The sequence below is a fragment of the Neisseria perflava genome, from assembly GCF_002863305.2.
Taxonomy (GTDB): Bacteria; Pseudomonadota; Gammaproteobacteria; order Burkholderiales; family Neisseriaceae; genus Neisseria; species Neisseria perflava_A.
In genome coordinates this window covers 173,740-189,708 of the sequence record NZ_CP136962.1, presented here as the reverse complement: position 1 = coordinate 189,708, position 15,969 = coordinate 173,740, and the positions used below count along the sequence as shown (strand labels likewise).

The 15,969-nt window shown below is 46.7% G+C and carries 20 protein-coding genes; 6 read left to right on the top strand and 14 right to left on the bottom strand.

What is annotated here, in order from left to right:
• Nucleotides 1–223 precede the first annotated feature (223 nt).
• From porB to CYJ98_RS00860, 3 genes are all read right to left on the bottom strand, one after another.
• The gene (gene porB, locus CYJ98_RS00870; protein WP_101755923.1) at nt 224–1,285 is read right to left on the bottom strand and encodes a trimeric porin PorB; all 1,062 of its coding nucleotides are present in this window, start codon (nt 1,283–1,285) and stop codon (nt 224–226) included.
• A gap of 313 nt (nt 1,286–1,598) precedes the next feature.
• A complete protein-coding gene (gene truA, locus CYJ98_RS00865) occupies nt 1,599–2,444 on the bottom strand; it encodes a tRNA pseudouridine(38-40) synthase TruA (RefSeq protein ID WP_101755922.1) in 846 nt (281 codons plus the stop codon).
• Nucleotides 2,445–2,675: 231 nt separating this feature from the next.
• Nucleotides 2,676–4,595 (bottom strand): FimV/HubP family polar landmark protein, encoded by a 1,920-nt coding sequence (locus CYJ98_RS00860; RefSeq protein WP_101755921.1) that lies wholly within the window; start codon nt 4,593–4,595, stop codon nt 2,676–2,678.
• Between the two features lie 353 nt (nt 4,596–4,948).
• Between CYJ98_RS00860 and CYJ98_RS00855 the strand changes: the two genes are divergently transcribed.
• From CYJ98_RS00855 to dtd, 6 genes are all read left to right on the top strand, one after another.
• Nucleotides 4,949–5,482 (top strand): septation protein A, encoded by a 534-nt coding sequence (locus CYJ98_RS00855; RefSeq protein WP_101755920.1) that lies wholly within the window; start codon nt 4,949–4,951, stop codon nt 5,480–5,482.
• A complete protein-coding gene (locus CYJ98_RS00850; protein WP_101755919.1) occupies nt 5,482–5,772 on the top strand; it encodes a YciI family protein in 291 nt (96 codons plus the stop codon). The genes CYJ98_RS00855 and CYJ98_RS00850 overlap by 1 nt, the downstream gene beginning before the upstream one ends.
• Nucleotides 5,769–6,041, top strand: coding sequence for a BolA family protein (locus tag CYJ98_RS00845; RefSeq protein ID WP_070460214.1), 273 nt, complete (start codon nt 5,769–5,771; stop codon nt 6,039–6,041). The genes CYJ98_RS00850 and CYJ98_RS00845 overlap by 4 nt, the downstream gene beginning before the upstream one ends.
• Before the next feature lie 70 nt (nt 6,042–6,111).
• Nucleotides 6,112–6,984, top strand: coding sequence for a peptidylprolyl isomerase (locus CYJ98_RS00840; protein ID WP_101755918.1), 873 nt, complete (start codon nt 6,112–6,114; stop codon nt 6,982–6,984).
• A gap of 43 nt (nt 6,985–7,027) precedes the next feature.
• Nucleotides 7,028–7,792, top strand: coding sequence for a peptidyl-prolyl cis-trans isomerase (locus CYJ98_RS00835; protein ID WP_101755917.1), 765 nt, complete (start codon nt 7,028–7,030; stop codon nt 7,790–7,792).
• Nucleotides 7,793–7,891: 99 nt separating this feature from the next.
• Nucleotides 7,892–8,353 (top strand): D-aminoacyl-tRNA deacylase, encoded by a 462-nt coding sequence (dtd, locus tag CYJ98_RS00830; RefSeq protein WP_101755947.1) that lies wholly within the window; start codon nt 7,892–7,894, stop codon nt 8,351–8,353.
• Between the two features lie 59 nt (nt 8,354–8,412).
• Here dtd and CYJ98_RS00825 read toward each other — a convergent pair whose 3' ends face one another.
• From CYJ98_RS00825 to hisA, 11 genes are all read right to left on the bottom strand, one after another.
• Entirely contained in the window at nt 8,413–8,931 is a 519-nt protein-coding gene (locus CYJ98_RS00825) for a gluconokinase, GntK/IdnK-type (RefSeq protein ID WP_101755916.1), read from the bottom strand.
• Between the two features lie 91 nt (nt 8,932–9,022).
• On the bottom strand, nt 9,023–10,408 hold the full coding sequence (locus CYJ98_RS00820; RefSeq protein WP_070814810.1) for a GntP family permease: 1,386 nt from the start codon (nt 10,406–10,408) through the stop codon (nt 9,023–9,025).
• A 572-nt stretch (nt 10,409–10,980) separates the two neighbouring features.
• Nucleotides 10,981–11,757 carry a twin-arginine translocase subunit TatC gene (tatC, locus tag CYJ98_RS00815; RefSeq protein ID WP_039862097.1) on the bottom strand — a complete coding sequence of 259 codons (777 nt, stop codon included), beginning with the start codon at nt 11,755–11,757 and terminating at the stop codon, nt 10,981–10,983.
• Nucleotides 11,758–11,772: 15 nt separating this feature from the next.
• Entirely contained in the window at nt 11,773–12,435 is a 663-nt protein-coding gene (tatB, locus tag CYJ98_RS00810; RefSeq protein ID WP_101755915.1) for a Sec-independent protein translocase protein TatB, read from the bottom strand.
• A gap of 3 nt (nt 12,436–12,438) precedes the next feature.
• Complete coding sequence (gene tatA, locus CYJ98_RS00805; protein ID WP_003679438.1) at nt 12,439–12,642, bottom strand: Sec-independent protein translocase subunit TatA; 204 nt, start codon at nt 12,640–12,642, stop codon at nt 12,439–12,441.
• Between the two features lie 35 nt (nt 12,643–12,677).
• The gene (locus tag CYJ98_RS00800) at nt 12,678–13,001 is read right to left on the bottom strand and encodes a histidine triad nucleotide-binding protein (RefSeq protein WP_049329536.1); all 324 of its coding nucleotides are present in this window, start codon (nt 12,999–13,001) and stop codon (nt 12,678–12,680) included.
• Nucleotides 13,002–13,118: 117 nt separating this feature from the next.
• On the bottom strand, nt 13,119–13,442 hold the full coding sequence (locus tag CYJ98_RS00795) for a phosphoribosyl-ATP diphosphatase (protein WP_101755914.1): 324 nt from the start codon (nt 13,440–13,442) through the stop codon (nt 13,119–13,121).
• Between the two features lie 32 nt (nt 13,443–13,474).
• A complete protein-coding gene (gene hisI / locus CYJ98_RS00790) occupies nt 13,475–13,882 on the bottom strand; it encodes a phosphoribosyl-AMP cyclohydrolase (protein WP_419150073.1) in 408 nt (135 codons plus the stop codon).
• A 44-nt stretch (nt 13,883–13,926) separates the two neighbouring features.
• Nucleotides 13,927–14,694, bottom strand: a complete 768-nt coding sequence (hisF, locus tag CYJ98_RS00785) for an imidazole glycerol phosphate synthase subunit HisF (RefSeq protein ID WP_003748652.1) — start codon at nt 14,692–14,694, stop codon at nt 13,927–13,929.
• A gap of 40 nt (nt 14,695–14,734) precedes the next feature.
• Nucleotides 14,735–15,052 carry a hypothetical protein gene (locus CYJ98_RS00780; protein WP_036493171.1) on the bottom strand — a complete coding sequence of 106 codons (318 nt, stop codon included), beginning with the start codon at nt 15,050–15,052 and terminating at the stop codon, nt 14,735–14,737.
• Nucleotides 15,053–15,220: 168 nt separating this feature from the next.
• The gene (hisA, locus tag CYJ98_RS00775; protein WP_101755913.1) at nt 15,221–15,958 is read right to left on the bottom strand and encodes a 1-(5-phosphoribosyl)-5-[(5-phosphoribosylamino)methylideneamino]imidazole-4-carboxamide isomerase; all 738 of its coding nucleotides are present in this window, start codon (nt 15,956–15,958) and stop codon (nt 15,221–15,223) included.
• Nucleotides 15,959–15,969: the final 11 nt, after the last annotated feature.

The following is a 15,969-nucleotide window of genomic DNA, read 5'->3' as shown; positions in this document are numbered from 1 at the left end:
ATCTTTATATTGTTAACTTATTTATAATAATACTCAAAACAATTTCCAAAATTTTGTTTGGCATATATTTAATAGAATATAACCCGGTTTAGATTCCCATAGGCCGTCTGAAAAAATATCGAAAATACTTTAATCTGCTCCTGCAATAACAAAATACACTCCCTACGAAAACAAAAAGAGCCTGTATAAAACAGGCTCTTTTTCAGACTAATCTTAAATCAGATTAGAATTTGTGACGCAGGCCAACAGTACCAGCAGTTTTCTCGTATTTAGCATCGCCTTTGCCTTCTTTCAACCAGCCGGCAGACAACAGGGCAGAAGTGCGTTTAGAGAAGTCGTAGTCAGCACCAACGATAACTTGGTTGTACGCGCTGTTCTCTTGTTTCACGCCTTCTTCTTTAGCTTTGAAGCCGTGAGCGTAAGAAACACGAGGAGTTACGTTGCCGAAGCGGTAAGCAGCAGTTGCACCAACTTCAGTACGTTCGTTTTTCTTAGCACCAGCTACGTCAGCTTTAAAGCCTTCGTATTGGCCTACAACAGCAACCATCAGGTTGTTAGCATCGTAACCAGCAGTCAGACGGTGAGCTTGGTGATCTTTGTAAGTACCGGCAGCCAAAGTAGTGTTGTGGTTGAATGCATCCAGGTAACCAGAAGTCAAGTCAGCACGTTTAGCATAAGAACCAGCGTAGCGACCGAAGAAACCAGAATTTTCGTAGTTCAAGCCCAAGTCGTAAGATTCACGGCTTTTCACAGCGTGATCGTATTTGTCGCTAGGGTTAGCATTGTCGCGAGGTTGGTATTGTACGCTTGCACTGAAACCACCAAACACAGGAGTGTCGTAACGTACAGATACTTTACGAGTATCTACACGTTTGATTTTACCCAATTGCAGAGCGTCTGCGTTAGCATTACTAGATTCCCAAGGGTCGAAGCTGTCGCTGCTGTTTTTCAGAGAAGTATCCAATTTACCAGCACGAACTTTACCGAAACCGCCTTCCAAGCCCAAGAAAGATTCACGGGTCGCGAAACCAGAATCACCACCGGCGATAGAAGTGTTTTGTTCAACTTGCCAAATAGCATTCAAGTTGCTACCCAAGTGTTCGTGGCCTTTGAAGCCGATGCGAGAACCGTAGTCAGCAATCTCAGTAGCAGTTTTAGAAGTAGTCTTACCTTCTTTTACTTTAGAAATTTCAACGCCGGCTTTAACTTGACCGTACAGAGTCACATCAGCCATAGCTGCAACAGGCAGAGCTGCCAAAGTCAGAGCAATCAGAGATTTTTTCATTGCTGTATTCCTTTTCTATTGTGAAGAAATAACTTAAGCAGACCGGACAATCCGCTTAGGCTTACTTTATCGCTGGAATCAGCGATTCCATGACTGTTACTATAATTGCTCCTCTCTAAAAAAACAAACTTTATTCGACCAACCTCCGCTACCGCAGAAACCAAATAAAGGTGGAGATAACCCAAATAATGGAAATTTATTATTTAAAATCAATGATAAATTTCTTTAAAACCAAGATTTGCATTTTTACAACACTTTATCAATTTACACATCAATCACGCTATTTTGTTGCTTTTATACCAACAGTCCGCAGTCAGGTCGTCTGAAAACCATTACCCAAAACACTCATCCACTCAGGCAGAGGCAGTCTTACCACCCCAAACTCATCAGGATAATCAACGCCTGTCAAATATAAACCGTCAGACATAAAGGTCGGAGGCGCTTTCAATCTGCTTCTTGCATGAAAGATTGACTGAAATTCATCCACACTTATTCTGCCACTTCCTACATATACCAATGCGCCCATAATATTGCGCACCATATGATGCAAGAATGCATTTCCATGCAAATCAAGGCACAAATAACGAGGAGTCCCACTAATACTTGACCTATACAGCGTTTTTATAGGCGATTTTGCCTGGCACTCTGCCGCACGAAAGCTGGAGAAGTCATGTTCACCCTCCAATAAAGCAGCAGCCTGCCTCATCAGATTTAAATCTAATTTCAAATGCGTCCACCCCACCCTGCCGACCAACAACGGAGAGCGAACTGGAGATGACTCCAGCAAGTAACGGTAATGCCGGCCATAAGCATCAAATCGGGCATTGAAATGCGGTGCAACTTTTTGCGCAAGTAATACAGCCACACCGTCAGGCAAATGCGCATTGACTCCACGCACCCACGCCTGCTCCGGACGGCCTACAGATGTATCAAAGTGTACGACCTGAGCTGTCGCATGCACACCCGTATCCGTCCTTCCTGCAACAATCGTATTAATCTGCTCTCCTGCTATTGAAGTTAATGCCTGCTCTAAGGCCGTCTGAACAGTCGGCAGGTCTCCGGCCTGTTTTTGCCAACCATAAAAACGGCTCCCGTCATAAGAGAGGGTTAAAGCCCAACGCTGAATGGAACTTCCTGTTGTATTCGTTTGTTCGGTCATTTCTTATACTTCTTATAAATGGATATTGTTGTCCACGCTCAAATAACAAATATTAAAAGGCGTGATCATCACACGCCTCTCATCATATATTTCAGACGGCCTTTATCTTCGTCCACCATAGAACTGCCATGCAATACTGTCATATCTAAAAATGGATTCGGCCCAAATCTCATCTTTTAATTTACCATAAAAAAGATGCCGTCTGAAACGGCATCTTCATTTGACTGACACTTATGCGCCAAGTTCTTTCATCAGTTTTTGGGCTTTATATAGAATATCGCCTTCAGCTTCTTCAATCAGCCCTTGCAATGTTTCGCGAGCTGCCTCAGGATCACCGATCTCGATATACATCTTGGCCAAATCATATTTAGCCTCGAGCGGAGCAGTCATACCGACTGATTCTGAAACAAAGCCTCTTTCGCTATTGCTTTTATCGGCAGCTACTGAAACATCTTCAGCTTCCCATTCCAATGCACCTTCTTCAATCACAAACTCTGAAGCAGCTTCTTCTTTCTCTGCTTCTTCTTTGGTTTCTTGAATTTGCACGTCCTGATCTTGCTTGACATCGAATGGCGGCACATGGTCGTCTGAATTTTCAGGCGTTTCTACTGTAAACTCTAGCGGCTCTTCATTTCGCTCAGGCATAACAACAGATACCGGCTGATACGGATTCTCCGGCTCAGGCTCGTACACGCTTTCTGTTGATTCGATATTGTCCCAATCCGCATGACGACGTTGCTCTGTTTCTGCATCATGCGTTACCGCACTGGAAAGAATGCCTGCCTGACTATGGTCAATCTTGCCTAAGTCAAGTTTGACATCGTCAACATTGGAAGATTCTTCTACTTCATTGATAACGACATCATCTTCAAAATCATCTTCGACAAGCAAACCTTCTTGAGTTTTTTCAGACGGCGTTACTTTGCTTGCGGCAACCGCAGCGGTGGCTGAAGCAGCAACACTTTTCTGTACAGGCTTTTCTTCATCCTTACGGCTTGCAGACGCGGCTTTCGGCTCGTCTTTACGTTTACCGGCAGCTCTCAACAACAACCAAGCAGCAATAAGGGCTGCGCCGCCTGCCAACAACCATTTCCACAAATTACCATCTGATTCACTCTCTGACGGCTCTGCAGCAGAATCAGTCGTAGCAACAGGTTCCGAAGCCAATACATTCTCTTGATTATCGGAAGCCATAACATCTTGAACATCGGAAGCAGGAGCTGCTGATGCCGCATTTTCATTGACAGCCGCAGATGCTGCTTGCTCTGTTTGCGCAGCTGAAGCTTGTTTCACTTCTTCCTGTTGCGGAGGGTTTGCGCCGGCATCTTTAACCTGGGCTTCAGTTTGAGCCTCAGGCTGAACAACAGGTTTTTCTGTTTTAGCCTCTGTTGCATTAGCGGTTTCATTGGCTTTTTCTGTTGCCGTATTAGTTTTAACAGGAGCAGAAGCAGCCAAACGTTGCAATTCGCTACGGTTTGGAATATTCAGCACCTTACCTGCCAACATACGGTTGGCATTGTTATCAATAAACACATCCGGATTAGCATTAACCAACGCTTGAATGGTTTGATCCAAGGTCATACCTTGCGGACGGATGCTGGACGCAATGGCAATCAGGGTTTCACCCGTACGTACCAAATGCTGTCTGCCTGAACGTACGGCCGTATCGTTTTTAGCAGAGGCCGTCTGAACTTGTTTTTTCTCAGCCTTACGTTGCGCATCTTTACGCACTTGAGCTACCTGATTGCCTGATGCTTTATTGTTTTTTGTTGCAGGCTGTTGGGCATTGCGCGTCGGCTCGGAGGATTGAGATTCAGCAGCCGGACGAGTACGAACAGATGCAGCATCTTTAGAATCATATCCGGCCGGATCGATAATAGCGGTGTATTCACGCGATTGCGCACCGACACCTACTTGGAAAACCAAAACAGGATCTTTAATGGCTTTGGAAGAACGAATCGTAACGACTGCCTTATCGCCTGATTTGCGTACTGCCGCGCGCAAATTGCCATTTGAAATAGTGGCCTTACCGCCATTAAGCAGAGCCTGAGCTTCCTCGCCAGTCACAGTGATACTGCCTGTAAAAGGCTCACCCAAATGAGATTGAACGTTCAAGCCACCCAAACCTGCAGAGGCACTGAGCGATGTCATTAAAGCAATAGAAGCTGTAATTAATTTAATATTGTGATGTTTTTTCAAAACTGATCCCCTGTTCGGAAATTATGGTACTGACCAATGTGCGCGCATTTAACCATATATTTACTAGATATTACGTCATGATATATTTTTAACCCATTCCTGCCAAGCAATAGAGGTTATTCAGCCTAAAATTCCTTAGCAAATCTATTACTTTTGCATGCTTGTGTTTCTTTTTTACAAATTTCGCCAACCCAAAACAAATATTTCATATGGATATATGTGGTATTAAAGTCATAGGGAAAGGTGCAAAAAAACACATCTCCCTGTATGATTAGCATTTACTCAATTAGTTTCATCATTAACATATGAAGGTTTTGAGCGACTTATTCGCCGTATTCTTATTTTTCATTACATACATCATCACCAAAGACATGATTACCGCAACGGCTGTTGCGGTTGTAGTCGGCATAGCCCAAGCTGCGCTGACCTTTTGGAAACACCGCAAGCTGGACACCATGCAATGGATCAGCCTGATCTTGATTGTCTTTTTTGGCGGTGCAACGATTTTACTGAAAGATAACCGCTTCATCATGTGGAAACCGACCGTTCTGTTTTGGATCGGCGCGATCGTCATGCTGTTCAGCCATCTTGCCGGTAAAAACGGGCTTAAAGCCGTCATGGGCAAAGAAATGCAACTCCCTGATTTTGTATGGACACGCCTGACTTATGCATGGATTGGCTTCCTAATTTTTATGGGTGCGGCCAACCTCTTTGTCTTTACGTATTTTCCAGACCAATGGGTCAATTACAAACTGTTCGGCACATTGGGTTTCACAATCATTTTTTCCATCGCACAGGGTATGTATCTGATGCGTTTCCAGCCTAAGGAGGATCAATAATGGAATATTTTACGCTTTTGGCCACTGATGCCGAAGATGTCCACGAAGCACGCATGGCAGCCCGCCCTGCTCATTTGGCACGCTTGGAAGAATTGAAAGCGCAAGGCCGTCTGCTGACTGCCGGCCCCAATCCTCTACCAGACAATCCGGAACGCGTTTCCGGCAGCCTGATCGTGGCTCAATTTGAATCTTTGGACGCTGCACAAGAATGGGCTGAACAAGACCCTTACGTCGATGCCGGCGTATACGCAGAAGTATTGATTAAACCCTTTAAAGCCGTGTTCAAATGAGCAATATGCGTCAAATTATCGAGGAACGCCTGCAGGCGCTTGAGCCTGAGTTCTTCGATTTTGAAGATGAAAGCCATCTGCACGCCGGCCATGCCGGTAATAAAGGTGGAGGGCATTACGCCATAGTAGTGGTCAGCAACGCATTTGAGAACATTGGCCGACTCCAGCGGCAACGTATGATTAAGCAGCTTTTACAAGACCTGTTTTCAGACGGCCTGATTCATGCACTCAGTATCAAAGCGGCCACGCCGGACGAATACTTCCATTAAGATTACTACTCTTAAACTTTGATTTCTAATCATTAATTTATTTCCAATCATTATTTAAAAGAGAAATACGATGAAAAAAACCTACTTTGCTTCAGCCTTGATGCTTGCCCTGACTACCGGCACCCTGTTTGCCCAAACTTTGGTGACCGTCAACGGTCAAGCCATCGACAGCAGCGTTATCGATGACCAAGTTGCTTCCGTACGCGCCAGCAACCCGAACGTTCAAGACACTCCTGAATTGCGTCAAATGCTGACTGAACGCCAAGTTATCAGCACTGTTGTTACCCAAGAAGCTAAAAAATTAAAACTGGATCAAAGCGCTGAATTCAAAACTGCATTGGAGCAAGCGCGTGCCGATGCCGCCAAGCAAGGCGCAGATAAAAAAGCCACATTCAAAACCGAATGGGCAGTTTTCGAAAATGATTTGTTAGGCCAAGCTTTCGCGGCGCATATCGTCCGTCAATATCCTGTCCAAGAAAAAGATGTCAAAGCCGCTTACAACGACTTCAGCAACTTCTATAAAGGTACTCAGGAAGTCCAACTGGGCGAAATCTTAACCGACAGCAGCAGCAATGCCCAAAAAGCCATTGCCGATTTGGACGCGAAAAAAAGCTTTGTTTCGGTATTGAACCAATACTCAATTGACGAAGCGGCCAAAAAAGCCGGCGGCATCCCTAAAGCTTATGTTCCGCTTAAAGATTTGCAAGAATCAGCTCCTCCGCTTTACGCTGCTGTCAAAGACCTGAAAAAAGGTGCGCACACTAAAACGCCGCTGCAAAACGGTAATTTGTATGCCGTTTTCTATGTCAATGACCGTCGTAACGTTACCGTGCCTTCTTACGAAACCGCTAAAAACGAGATTGGCAGCGACTTACAGGCAGCCCGTGTTGATGCGGCCATTCAATCATTGCTGAAAAAAGCCAGCATCAAAGTCAACAAATAATATAACGTGCCCGCCGTGATAGCGGCGGGCAAAAGGAACTCACATGAACATCAAGCCCAAAACTGCCGTTTTGGCTATCCTCGCCCTGTCGACGATCGGTTTGGCAACCGCCAAAGCACCTGATATCGATCCCGCCCGCATCGACAGCATGGTTGCCGAAGTATTGAGACAGGCCGACCAGCATCCCAACCAAACTGCCAAACCCGATGGTCAGGCAATCCGCAAAGATGTGGTTACACGCTTGCAGACTTTGGAAATATTGAAAAATGAAGCCTTCAAAGCTGGTTTGGACAAAGATGCGGAAGTACAGAATCAGTTCAAAAACGTTGAAGCTGAGTTCTATGCCAACCAATACGCTGCTTATCTAGAACGTCAAACCGCAGTTGACGATGCCGAGTTGCGCCGTTTCTACGACCAGCAAACACGCATTATCAAGCTGCAACAAGTCAGCTTTGCCTCAGCCGACGAAGTACGCGCCGCGCAAGAACTGCTGCTAAAAGGCTTGTCATTCGAAGAGCTGATGAAGCGCTATCCTAACCCAGAACAAGAATTTGACGGCTTCATTTCTCCGCAACAGCTCCCTCCCCAACTGGCCGTTGCTTTTGCCGACATGAACCGGGGCGATGTAACGCACGAGCCGATTCAAATGGAAAACCGTTTTTATCTGTTTAAACTCAGTGCAGTAGAGCATGATCCGAATGCCGAACCTTTCGAGCTGGTACGCAACCAAATTGCCCAAGCTGTCAAACGGCAAAAAGTTAATAATCAGATCGAACGCATCTTAAAAGAAAACGGCATTAATCCGTAAATTGATTCAATGGTTTCAGGCCGTCTGAAACCATACTCCAACCCAAAGGGCGTGTCTTTTACGCTCTTTTTCACAAACTTCTTTATATCCAAAAACATCATGCGCGCCGTTATCCAAAAAGTTACCCAAGCCAAAGTTGACGTTTTGTCCGAAAACTCCCGCGAAACCTGCGGCAAAATCGACAACGGATTTATGATATTGCTCAGCGTTACCCATACCGATACAGAAGCAGACGCCAAATACATTGCGGACAAAACCGCCAACCTGCGTATCTTTGAAGACGAAAACGGCAAATTAAATTTATCGCTCAAAGATGTCGGCGGCTCGATATTATTGGTTTCCCAATTTACTCTTTACGCCGATGCGCGCAGCGGCCGCCGTCCGTCCTTCTCCAATGCTGCCCCTGCCGAACAAGCGGATAAACTCTATCAATATACTGCGCAACTTTTACGCGAACATGGACTGACTGTCGAAACCGGCAGATTCCAAACCCATATGCAGGTATCCCTTTGCAATGACGGGCCGGTTACCTTATTGCTTGATTCGCAAAAAACATTCTAAATCTCATCAAAAAAGGCCGTCTGAAAGATTTCAGACGGCCTTTTCATTTCTGTTCATTATTAAATCAAGCCTTGCGCTTTTACCCAATTCACAATATCTGCCTCAACGGCTTCAGGCGTACCCGGATTGTCGATTTTGACACCGTACTCATCCGCACCCAGCTCTTCCAAAATCTCCAGCTGCGAATCCAGCATTCCGGCTTTCATATAATGCCCCTGGCGCGACAGCATACGTTCGAGATTGATTGCTTGAGGCGGAGTCAGATGAATAAAAGCCACCTTCCCTTCCGCACAACGCAGAATATCTCGATAGTGATGCTTGAGTGCGGAACAAGTAACGATGGAATATTTTTCCCCGTTTTTTGCCTGCTCCGTCATCCAGTCACGCAAATTGCCCAGCCAAGGATAGCGGTCTTCGTCCGTCAACGGAATACCGGCACCCATCTTGTCGCGGTTGGCTTGGGTATGGAAATCATCGCCTTCGGCATAGGGACATTGATCAAGATATTTTTGCAATGAGAGTGCGGCCGTGGTTTTACCGCAACCGCACACGCCCATCATGACAAAATGTGTCGTCATTTTTCTACTCCTTGTTTATCTGGATTTTAACGGTATTTGAAAACAGGCGGATTGTGTTATCTCAAAAACACTATCCGCCGGCCGTTTTCGATTAAACCAAGATAAACAATACTGACGATAAAGCAAAACCGATGAGTGCGATAAGTGTTTGGTTGACCGTCCATGTCTTCAAGGTCGTCGGTACATCCATATCCAACAGACGGCCGACAAGCCAGAAGCCTGAGTCGTTAAAGTGGCTGCACCCAACGGAACCAGCCGCCGTCGCCAATACCACGCAAGTAATCTGCCAATCGCTGAAACCTGCCGCCGCAACGGCCGGTGCCATCAATGCGGCAGCGGTAGTCAATGCAACGGTCGCAGAACCTTGCGCAATACGCAAAGCCAAAGCCACCAAGAAACAGCCCAGTAAAACAGGAATACCCAAGTCAGCCATGCTGTCGGCCAAAGCCTTACCGATACCAGAGGCACGCAATACACCGCCGAACATACCGCCTGCGCCGGTAATCAAAATAACCGAGCAAACCGGGCCCAATGCGCCATCAATGGTTTTCTCCAAAGCGCTGGCTTTTTCGCCACGTTTGCTACCCAATACATACAGGGCCACCAAAACAGAAATCAGCAAAGCAATCGGTGTCGAACCGAGCATTCGCGCAAACTGCACCCAGCCTTCATCCGCACTGACCATTTTCTCGCTGATCAGAGTAGACAAACCAGTATTCAAGAAAATCAACAACATAGGAATCAGCATAATGCCGATGACTGTAGATGCTTTTGCAGGCGCTTTCGGTTGGTCGTTATCTTGCGTACCGCCGCTGAGCAGATCAGGAACGGGCACATGAATGCTGCGACCCAAAACTTTACCCAATAAATAGCCGCTGAAATACCAAGTAATCAAGGTAACCGGCAAACCCAAAATCAGCAGTTGACCAATATTTGCACCATAAAATTCAGAAGCGGCAATCGGGCCGGGATGAGGCGGAAGGAAGACGTGCATGACCGAAAATGCGCCAATAGATGCCAACGCATAGGGCAAAACAGTTTGCTTCATGCGGCGTGCTGTTGCAAACACAATCGGCAACATCACCACCAAACCGGCATCAAAGAAAATCGGAAAACCGAAAATCAAAGAAGCCACGCCTAAGGCAAACGGCGCACGTTTTTCACCAAAAATCCGAATTAGCGCATCCGCCAAAGATTGGGCACCGCCGGAAGTTTCCACTAAACGGCCGAGCATTGCGCCCAAACCTACCAGCAACGCTACGCTGCCGAGCGTGCCGCCAAAGTTTTTGACCAACACATCATTGACGATACTGCCCATAGGCAGGCCTGTTACGATAGCAGTCAGCAGGCTGACCAATACCAACGTCAGCAAGGCATGAACGCGCAGTTTTACAATCAAAATCAAGATCAGCAAAATCGCTGCGGCGGCGATACCGAGCAAGGTACCGGCACTCAACGTTTGAGTCCATCCATCCATTTTGAAGCCTTTCTCTGTAAGAAAAATACAAATTTATTAATGTTTTCTAACATATATGAATACGATAACACATTTACCCATGAAATCGTACGGCTAAATCCGGCCAAAATATAAGCACCTATTTTTCCAAACCCTTTTTGTAAGATGCTTGAAAATAAGGAGGACAAAGAAAAACAAGAACAATAAAAAGGCCGTCTGAAAAGTAGTTAATTTTCAGACGGCCTGACATCATACTTTTTAATAAAATAGAAACGAATATTTTTTCAATTACCTAAAATCAAGTATTTTCGGCTTATGCCTTGGTACAAATTACCCCATTTTCCAAACGTAATTCCGGCAGTTTGGTATTGAAATCATCTTCAGAGCAACAGACCATTGAGGCATGAGGGACTGTTACGCATTACTGCTTCGATTTCGGCAAAATCCTCGGTCGAAATTTTTAGTCACATTAAAAGATTTAGCGCTGTAACGTTTTTGCACGATTTACCGAACATCCATCATGCTTTTTCTTAAAAACTGAAAGTGCCATGATACAAAGGCCGTCTGAAAAATTCTTCAGACGGCCTTGATTCTTAAACTTCTGCCGGTGGTTGCGGTGTATCCTCATCTTCCTGCTGCGTTTTCGCTTTGGCAAAACGGCTGAACCAAATACCGGCTTCGTAGAGCAGAATCAGCGGAACGGCAAGCAGGGTTTGGGAAATTACGTCAGGCGGAGTGATGATTGCGGCCACGATAAACGCACCCACAATAACATACGGACGGGCGTTCTTAAGCTGAGCGGTCGAAACAATGCCCATTTTTGCAAGCAACACCACAACAACAGGAACTTCAAACGTCGTACCGAATGCGACAAACATGCCCAAAATAAAGGACAGGTATTTGTCGATATCAGTCGCCATATTGACACCGACAGGGGTTACACCGGCCAAGAATTTGAAAATAACGGGAAACACCAGAAAATAGGCAAACGCCATACCGACGAAGAAAAGCGTTACGCTGGACAACACCAGCGGCGTAATCAAACGCTTTTCGTTTTGGTATAAAGCCGGGGCGACAAACGCCCAGACTTGATACAGCGTGTGCGGCAACGACAGCAGAAACGCCGCCATCAAGGTAACCTTGACCGGCACAAAAAACGGCGCGATCACATCGGTCGCAATCATGCTGGTATCTTTAGGCAGATTGGCCATTAATGGTTCGGCAACAAAGGTATAGAGCTGCTGGGCAAACGGCATCATGCCCAAGAAGCAGACGACGATGCCGATGACGATCCACATCATGCGGCGACGCAGCTCGAGAAGATGCTCGATAAGCGGTTGGACGGGTTGTTCGTGTTGAGGTTCGGACACCGGTTGACTCACTTTTTACTTACGGACGCGCAGTTTGGGCTTGGCGTGGAATTTCGGGCGCATATCGCGTTTGCGGCTCATCGCCTGCTTACGCAAAGAAGTCGTATGCAGCGGAGGAACATCGGCAACAGGAGATTCAATATAGCTGACTTCAACCGCAGGAGCTGGGGAAACTGAAGCCGTCAAATACTCACGCCAAGCACGGTCTTGCTCGGACTCGGCATTTTTAGTCCCGACAGGCTCTTGAGTTTGCGCTGCCCCACCCTCTTCAGGAACTTGGGCCGCACTTTCATTTTCAGTGCTGCTTGGCGCCAAATCAGGCAGAGGATTGCCAAACTCATCCACACCGAAATCAGCAGGCGTTTTCTGTTCGGGCAGGCGTTCCCACGGCTTGAGGCCGTCTGAAATATCGCTCAGATTTTTTTGTGCATCGTTGCCCAAGTCTTTGATACCGTCGCGAAACTCAGATGCGGCGGTTTCAAATTCCTGCTTTACCTTGCGCAATTCGTCCAACTCAGCCTGAGTGTTGAGTTCCTGCTTGACGTTATTGACGAATCCTTGCAATTTACCGACCAAACGCCCGGCTGTGCGCGCGGCTTGCGGCAGACGTTCGGGGCCAAGCACTATCAGGGCGACAACGCCGACCAGCAGCAATTCGCCCAAACCGAAATCAAACATGGATTATGCTTTGTCTTCGTCTTTTTTGTGTTCGATGACTTCGTCTTTTTTGGCATCTTTGCCGTCAGTACCTTCGTTCAGGCCTTGTTTGAAGTCATGTACCGCACCGCCGAGGTCTTTGCCGACGTTGCGCAATTTTTTGGTACCGAATACCAAAACGACGATAATCAGTACGATAATCCAGTGCCAGAGAGAGAAGCTACCCATGATAAATCCTTGAATTTGTTAAAAATAGATAATAGTTATGCGGGCGTACCCATGATATGGATATGCAGGTGGAAGACTTCCTGTCCACCGCCTTTACCTGTGTTGATCAGGGTTTTAAAACCGTCGGTCAAACCTGCCTCATGGGCAATTTGAGGAACTTTCAACATCATTTTCCCCAACAGGGTTTGATGTTCGGCAGTGGCGTGTGCCAGTGAATCGAAGTGTACTTTCGGAATCAGCAGCAGATGCACCGGCGCGGCAGGACGGATGTCTTTGAAACAAAGCATCTCATCGTCTTCGTAAACAGTTTGTGCCGGAATATCTTTGGTTGCTATTTTGCAGAAAATACAATTATCCATAATGGCTCCAATGGCCGTCTGAAAACGGGCGTAACGGGTTTCGCTAAACAAAGTGAAATCGTTTTCCCCCAAGAGACGGATTCTGAAACAGGTCAAATACGGGATTGTAATATAAATTCAAGATTCTTTGCGAGAAGCTTTTTCCACTAATCCCGACAAACCTTGACGGCGCGCAAGCTCGTTTACTACATCTTCAGCGCGCAATCCGTGATGCGCCAATAAAACCATGGTGTGAAACCACAAATCCGCCACTTCGTAAACCATATGCTCGCCGCCGCCATCTTTAGAGGCCATCAAGGTTTCACCCGCTTCCTCGATGACTTTTTTCAAAATCTTGTCTTCGCCTTTGTGCAACAGTTGGGCAACGTAAGAAGCATCGGGATCGCCGCCTTTGCGCGAATCGATGACGTTTTGAATTTGGGTAAGGATAGTATCGGTCATGGTCGGTTTCTCTTATTTTCTTTCAGACGGCCTTAAGAATGTTTATGTCCGTAAATCGCTTCTTCGTCTTTCAACACGGCATCAACTGCCTGCCATGCGCCCTCTTGCCAAACTTTGTAAAAACAGCTTTCGCGCCCTGTATGACAGGCAATGCCGCCGTTTTGTTCAATCAGCATGACCACAGCGTCGCCATCGCAATCCAGGCGCAATTCATGTACTTTTTGTGTATGCCCTGACTCTTCGCCTTTCATCCATTGTTTTTGGCGGGAACGGCTGTAATAGTGGGCAAAACCGGTTTCTACGGTTTTTTGCAGGGCTTCGGCGTTCATCCAGGCAACCATCAGCACACGGCGTGTCTGCCAATCTTGGGCAATCGCGCAAACCAAACCTTTTTCATCAAATTTTACGGCATTCAGCAGCGTTTCGTTTATATTCGACATTCGCGTTTTTCTCCCATATTTTTCAGACGGCCTTTGGGTAGCAATCACAAACGCACTTCAATTCCTGCTTCGCGCATGGCCAGTTTTGCTTCGCGGATACTCGCTTCGCCAAAGTGGAAAATACTGGCGGCCAATACCGCATCGGCTTTCCCTTCTTTAATGCCGTCCACCAAGTGTTGAACCGAACCGACGCCGCCAGAAGCAATGACCGGAATATCGACCGCTTCGCTGACCGCGCGTGTCAAAGGCAGGTTGAAACCTTGTTTGGTACCGTCTCGGTCCATACTGGTCAGCAAAATCTCGCCTGCACCGCGCCGCTGCATTTCGACAGCCCATTCCACCGCATCCAAACCGGTCGGATTACGTCCTCCGTGGGTAAAGATTTCCCAACGGGTGTTTTCAGGGTTGACCGCTTTGGCATCCACGGCAACAACAATCGCTTGCGAACCAAAAAAACCGGCCGCTTCGTTTACCAAATCAGGATTGGTTACAGCGGCCGTATTGATGCTGGCCTTATCGGCACCGGCATTAAGCAGACGACGGATATCGGCAACCGTACGCACACCGCCGCCAACCGTCAATGGAATAAAAACTTGTGATGCAACTGCCTCAATAACGTGCAAAATAGTGTCGCGATTGTCGCTGGAGGCAGTGATGTCCAAAAAGGTCAACTCATCCGCGCCTTCATCGTTGTAGCGTTTGGCAACATCAACCGGATTGCCTGCATCGCGCAAACCCAAAAAGTTGACGCCTTTTACCACGCGGCCGTCTTTTACATCCAGACAAGGAATAATTCGTTTTGCCAATGCCATACCCAATACCTCTTATCTGTTATCAGGCCGTCTGAAACCGTCAGGCCAAAAATTTGCCCAACCAATCCGGCAAATGTTGCAACAGTTGAAAATAACCGATACCGGCCATCATCGCCAACACGCAGGAAATAATAAAATTGCTGTCGATACGGCCGACAATGGCGAAAATCAAACCGGCAAATGCCCATATTATCCCGTTGAAAATCATCCAATAGGTATCGATAATCGGCAAATCAAACGCCGTCAGCTGCCGCAATATCACTGCAATCAGTGTAAACCACAAACTTTCACTTAGCGGATATACTTCGCGATCGGATGACCAGATAATCCAAAAACCCAAAACAAACGCTTCAAGCATATTAATCCCTTAATAAAATATCGATTGGGTTATTTTTATAATTATTTTAAACAGATACAAACCCATGCATGACCTATACAGGCAATCCCTTTGAGTGCATTTTTGTGTGCTGCGTCAGCCGCTGCGTTTTAATGGCCTGAAAGGTCTTATCCGCACAATCCGACACACTTAAGCCAAAGAATCGGCCAGTTTTTGTGCCTGTGCGAAATCAATACTTCCCTCATAAATTGCGCGGCCGGTAATCGCACCGCTCACACCCTCTTTTTCAACGGCACACAATGCGTGGATATCGTCCAAATTCGTCAAGCCGCCGGAAGCGATAATCGGGATATTCACTGATTGAGCCAATTTGACGGTAGCCTCGATATTCACGCCGCTCATCATGCCGTCGCGACCGATATCGGTATAAATAATGCTGTTGACGCCATCGTCTTCAAAACGCTTGGCCAAATCGACAACATGATGCTCCGTTACCGTTGCCCAACCGTCTATCGCCACCATACCGTCTTTGGCATCCAAGCCGACGATAATCTGACCTGGAAATGCCTTACATGCTTCGCACACAAATTTAGGTTTTTTTACCGCGGCCGTACCGATAATCACATCAGTCAGACCCAAATCCAAATACTTTTCAATGGTGCCCAAATCACGGATACCGCCGCCAAGCTGTACCGGAATATCTTTAGCCACGGCGGCCAAAATTTCTTTAATCGCCGGAAAATTTTGAGGAACGCCTGCAAATGCGCCGTTTAAATCAACCAAATGCAAACGGCGTGCGCCTTGATTGCGCCAATGCAACGCCATCTCTGCCGGCGAATCGGAAAACACCGTCGCCTGCTCCATCAAGCCTTGTTTTAAGCGAACACAGCGTCCTTCTTTCAAATCGATGGCAGGTATCAACAGCATTTTTTCTCCTC

Bases quoted from the DNA above. Each gene is read 5' to 3' on its own strand.
- hisF (WP_003748652.1), bottom strand. From the start codon at position 14,694: ATGGCATTGGCAAAACGAATTATTCCTTGTCTGGATGTAAAAGACGGC.
- hisA (WP_101755913.1), bottom strand. From the start codon at position 15,958: ATGCTGTTGATACCTGCCATCGATTTGAAAGAAGGACGCTGTGTTCGC.
- CYJ98_RS00820 (WP_070814810.1), bottom strand. From the start codon at position 10,408: ATGGATGGATGGACTCAAACGTTGAGTGCCGGTACCTTGCTCGGTATC.
- CYJ98_RS00860 (WP_101755921.1), bottom strand. From the start codon at position 4,595: ATGACATCGCTCAGTGCCTCTGCAGGTTTGGGTGGCTTGAACGTTCAA.
- CYJ98_RS00800 (WP_049329536.1), bottom strand. From the start codon at position 13,001: ATGGATAATTGTATTTTCTGCAAAATAGCAACCAAAGATATTCCGGCA.
- CYJ98_RS00825 (WP_101755916.1), bottom strand. From the start codon at position 8,931: ATGACGACACATTTTGTCATGATGGGCGTGTGCGGTTGCGGTAAAACC.
- CYJ98_RS00835 (WP_101755917.1), top strand. From the start codon at position 7,028: ATGAACATCAAGCCCAAAACTGCCGTTTTGGCTATCCTCGCCCTGTCG.
- porB (WP_101755923.1), bottom strand. From the start codon at position 1,285: ATGAAAAAATCTCTGATTGCTCTGACTTTGGCAGCTCTGCCTGTTGCA.
- truA (WP_101755922.1), bottom strand. From the start codon at position 2,444: ATGACCGAACAAACGAATACAACAGGAAGTTCCATTCAGCGTTGGGCT.
- tatA (WP_003679438.1), bottom strand. From the start codon at position 12,642: ATGGGTAGCTTCTCTCTCTGGCACTGGATTATCGTACTGATTATCGTC.
- CYJ98_RS00795 (WP_101755914.1), bottom strand. From the start codon at position 13,442: ATGACCGATACTATCCTTACCCAAATTCAAAACGTCATCGATTCGCGC.
- tatB (WP_101755915.1), bottom strand. From the start codon at position 12,435: ATGTTTGATTTCGGTTTGGGCGAATTGCTGCTGGTCGGCGTTGTCGCC.
- CYJ98_RS00840 (WP_101755918.1), top strand. From the start codon at position 6,112: ATGAAAAAAACCTACTTTGCTTCAGCCTTGATGCTTGCCCTGACTACC.
- hisI (WP_419150073.1), bottom strand. From the start codon at position 13,882: ATGTCGAATATAAACGAAACGCTGCTGAATGCCGTAAAATTTGATGAA.
- CYJ98_RS00855 (WP_101755920.1), top strand. From the start codon at position 4,949: ATGAAGGTTTTGAGCGACTTATTCGCCGTATTCTTATTTTTCATTACA.
- CYJ98_RS00845 (WP_070460214.1), top strand. From the start codon at position 5,769: ATGAGCAATATGCGTCAAATTATCGAGGAACGCCTGCAGGCGCTTGAG.
- CYJ98_RS00780 (WP_036493171.1), bottom strand. From the start codon at position 15,052: ATGCTTGAAGCGTTTGTTTTGGGTTTTTGGATTATCTGGTCATCCGAT.
- dtd (WP_101755947.1), top strand. From the start codon at position 7,892: ATGCGCGCCGTTATCCAAAAAGTTACCCAAGCCAAAGTTGACGTTTTG.
- CYJ98_RS00850 (WP_101755919.1), top strand. From the start codon at position 5,482: ATGGAATATTTTACGCTTTTGGCCACTGATGCCGAAGATGTCCACGAA.